Source organism: Actinomycetospora sp., assembly GCF_055612215.1.
This window is the reverse complement of record NZ_JBVPVA010000903.1, coordinates 1-2,686: the sequence shown is the minus strand read 5'-3', so window position 1 is coordinate 2,686 and position 2,686 is coordinate 1. Positions and strand designations below refer to the sequence as shown.

Genomic DNA, 2,686 nt, shown 5'->3' with positions numbered 1-2,686 from the left:
GCGGAGATCACCGAGATGGTCCGGTCCCTCGCCGACGTCTGCGACCTCACCGCGGTGACGGCGATCCTCGACTCCACCCCGGCCTTCGCGGCCCTGCCGCACGGCGTGGCGGCGTTCGGCGGCCGGGACGGCGCCGCGCTGTGGTCCGAGCTCGCCGACGTGATCGCCGAGCGCTGGGACGACGTGCTCGACGCCCTCGACGCCCTCGTGCGCGTCCCCGAGGTCGACACCGAGCTGGCCGCCAAGCTGCGCGCCACCGCGACCCCCGCCCCGGCCGGGGACCTCGACGCGGCCACCGAGGGCCCCGACGGTCCCGACGAGGCCGGTGCCGACCCCGCCGCCGACGACGCGGACGCCCCCCGGTCGGGCAGCCAGGAGGACGCGGAGAACACCCCGGCCGACCCGGAGGCCGTCGCGACCGACCCGCAGGACTCCGCCGTCGCCGGCCCGCTCGCCGACGCCCCGGAGGACCTCCGCACCGACACCGCGGGCGAGTCGCTGCGCAGCGACCTCGTCGACGCCGAGGAGGAGCCCGAGCCCGGCTTCTGGGAGGAGGTGGGGATCGACCCCGTCTCGATCCTGTCGAACGAGGGCGAGGTGGTCACCCTGCGCTGCTTCCTCGACGACGAGCCCGTGTTCCTGGGCCGCGACGGCCGGATCGACGTGTTCGGCAACCCCCGGGGCCTGCGCACCTGGATCGCGGGCGACGGCGCCGACGACCACGACCTCGCGGAGGTCTCGACGTGGTCGGAGGTGGTGACGGCCGCCGTCGGCGGCGATCTCGAGATCGAGGTGGCCCCGGAGAACCGCTACGTGTTCAACGGCCTGGCCGAGGACCTCCTCGAGGGCCCGCAGGCGGTCGACCCCGCGCAGCTCGAGCTCGCCGTCGAGCTCCTCCTCGACGCCGCCGACTGGGCCGGCGACGCCGAGACGCGGGAGGCCCTCGCGACCTCGGAGGCCCTCGGCTGGCTGGTCTCGTTCGTGCTGCGCCCGGACCCCAATCGGCTCACCCCGTCGCCGCCGTTCCAGCGCGAGGCCACCCGGTGGCGTGAACTGGAGGACCGATTCCTGGGGCGCTTGCGCCATCCGTGACCGGTGTGACGGACGGGGCGTGATGTCGCCCGCCGTTGTCGGGGGCGCGTCCGATCGGGTCATCGGCCCTGGTTAGCCTGCCGGGGCGACGTACCCGGGCCGCGGGTTCCGGTCCGCCCCGATCCAGACCTGGCCGTCCCCGCAGAGAGTGGGCTCCGCGTGATCGACTCCAACCAGACGATGTCCTTCGACCGGATGCGCAGCATGCTGACCCGGGCCGCCGAGGTCCGGGACAGCGAGCAGCAGCAGATCTTCGACTCGCTCGACGAGATCCACGGTCGGCTGGCCGCGCTGGACGCCCTCGGCGCGATCCGCAAGCGGCTCGCGGACGTCCCGGACCGCACCGAGATGAGCGTGCTCGCCGAGCGGCTCGACGAGACGGTCGCGAAGCTGGACGCCCAGGAGTCGGCGGTCTCGTCGCTCGCCCGCCTCGTCGAGGGGATCGTGGACCGCGTCGCGGACCGGCTGGCGACGCCCTTCGCCCAGCTCGACGGCCGGCTGGACGGGGTGGCGGGGCGGTTCGAGGGCGTCGCCGGGCGCATGGACGGGCTCGAGGACCGCATCTCCGGGCTGCACAAGCGCCTCGACGACCTCGACAACCGCCTCGACCGCCACGAGATGCGCCTCGACCAGATCCCGGCCGCCGTGACCGGCCCGCTGCGCGAGCGCCTCGAGTCCGTCGAGTCGTCGCTGCGCGGCCAGGTCGAGGAGACCTCGCGCGCCCTCGGCGAGACGACCCGGTCGCTCTCCGAGGAGATCTCCGGCTCGCGCGAGACGGCCCGGACCGACGCCGAGGCGCTGCGCGAGCAGTCCGGCGAGCAGCTCCGTGACCTCACCGGCCGGCTCGAGGCGCTGACCGCGCGTCTCGACGGCGTGGGCACGCGGGTCGAGGGCGTCGAGCACACCCTCGGCAGTCGCGTGGAGAACGTGCAGAGCAGCGTGGCCGCCGCGATCGACGGCCTCGACACCACGCTCTCGGGCAAGGTCGAGGGCGTCGAGCGCAGCCTCTCCGGGCTCTCGGCGCGCGTCGACGGCGTCGAGTCCGCCCTGACCGACCGCGTCTCGACGGTGGCGTCCTCGCTGGAGGCCTCGCTCGACAAGCTCGACGGCACCCTGGTGAACCGGCCCGACCACGAGGCCGTCGTCGCCCTGGTGAACCGCTCGAACGAGGAGTCCGAGCGGCGCCAGGCCGGCCAGCTCGACGAGGCGCTCTCCACCTTCGCGGAGATCATCCTCGGGTCGGGGCAGCAGCAGTCCCCGGCCCCGCGCCCGGCCGCCCGGCGCAGCGCCCGCAAGCCCGCGCTCGCGTCGGGCTCGAGCCTCAACGGGCACGGTCACCCCGACCACGCCTCCGACGAGGAGGACGCGGAGGCCTGACCCTCCGCCGTCCCCGCGGCGCGGGCTAGGGTCGACGACCGATGCCCGCGCCGTCGCGTCTCCCGCTCGCCGTCGTCCTGGCCACGGTCCTGGTGTTCCTCGGCGCGGGGCCCGGTGCGGCGGCCACCTCGACGGGCCTGCCCCGGCAGGCCTGCGCCGGGGTCGCCGCGCCCGGACCGGCCGTCGACGCCTCGGAGGCGCCCCGGCCGGGTGGAGC

Annotated in this window: 2 protein-coding genes; both read left to right on the top strand. The window is 75.5% G+C overall.

From position 1 onward, the window contains the following. The coding region (locus AC0CYZ_RS24580) for a primosomal protein (RefSeq protein WP_472220216.1) at nt 1-1,092 on the top strand (1,092 nt) is incomplete at its 5' end. Nucleotides 1,093-1,251: 159 nt separating this feature from the next. Then, complete coding sequence (locus AC0CYZ_RS24575; protein WP_472220214.1) at nt 1,252-2,469, top strand: PA containing protein; 1,218 nt, start codon at nt 1,252-1,254, stop codon at nt 2,467-2,469. Nucleotides 2,470-2,686 lie beyond the last annotated feature (217 nt).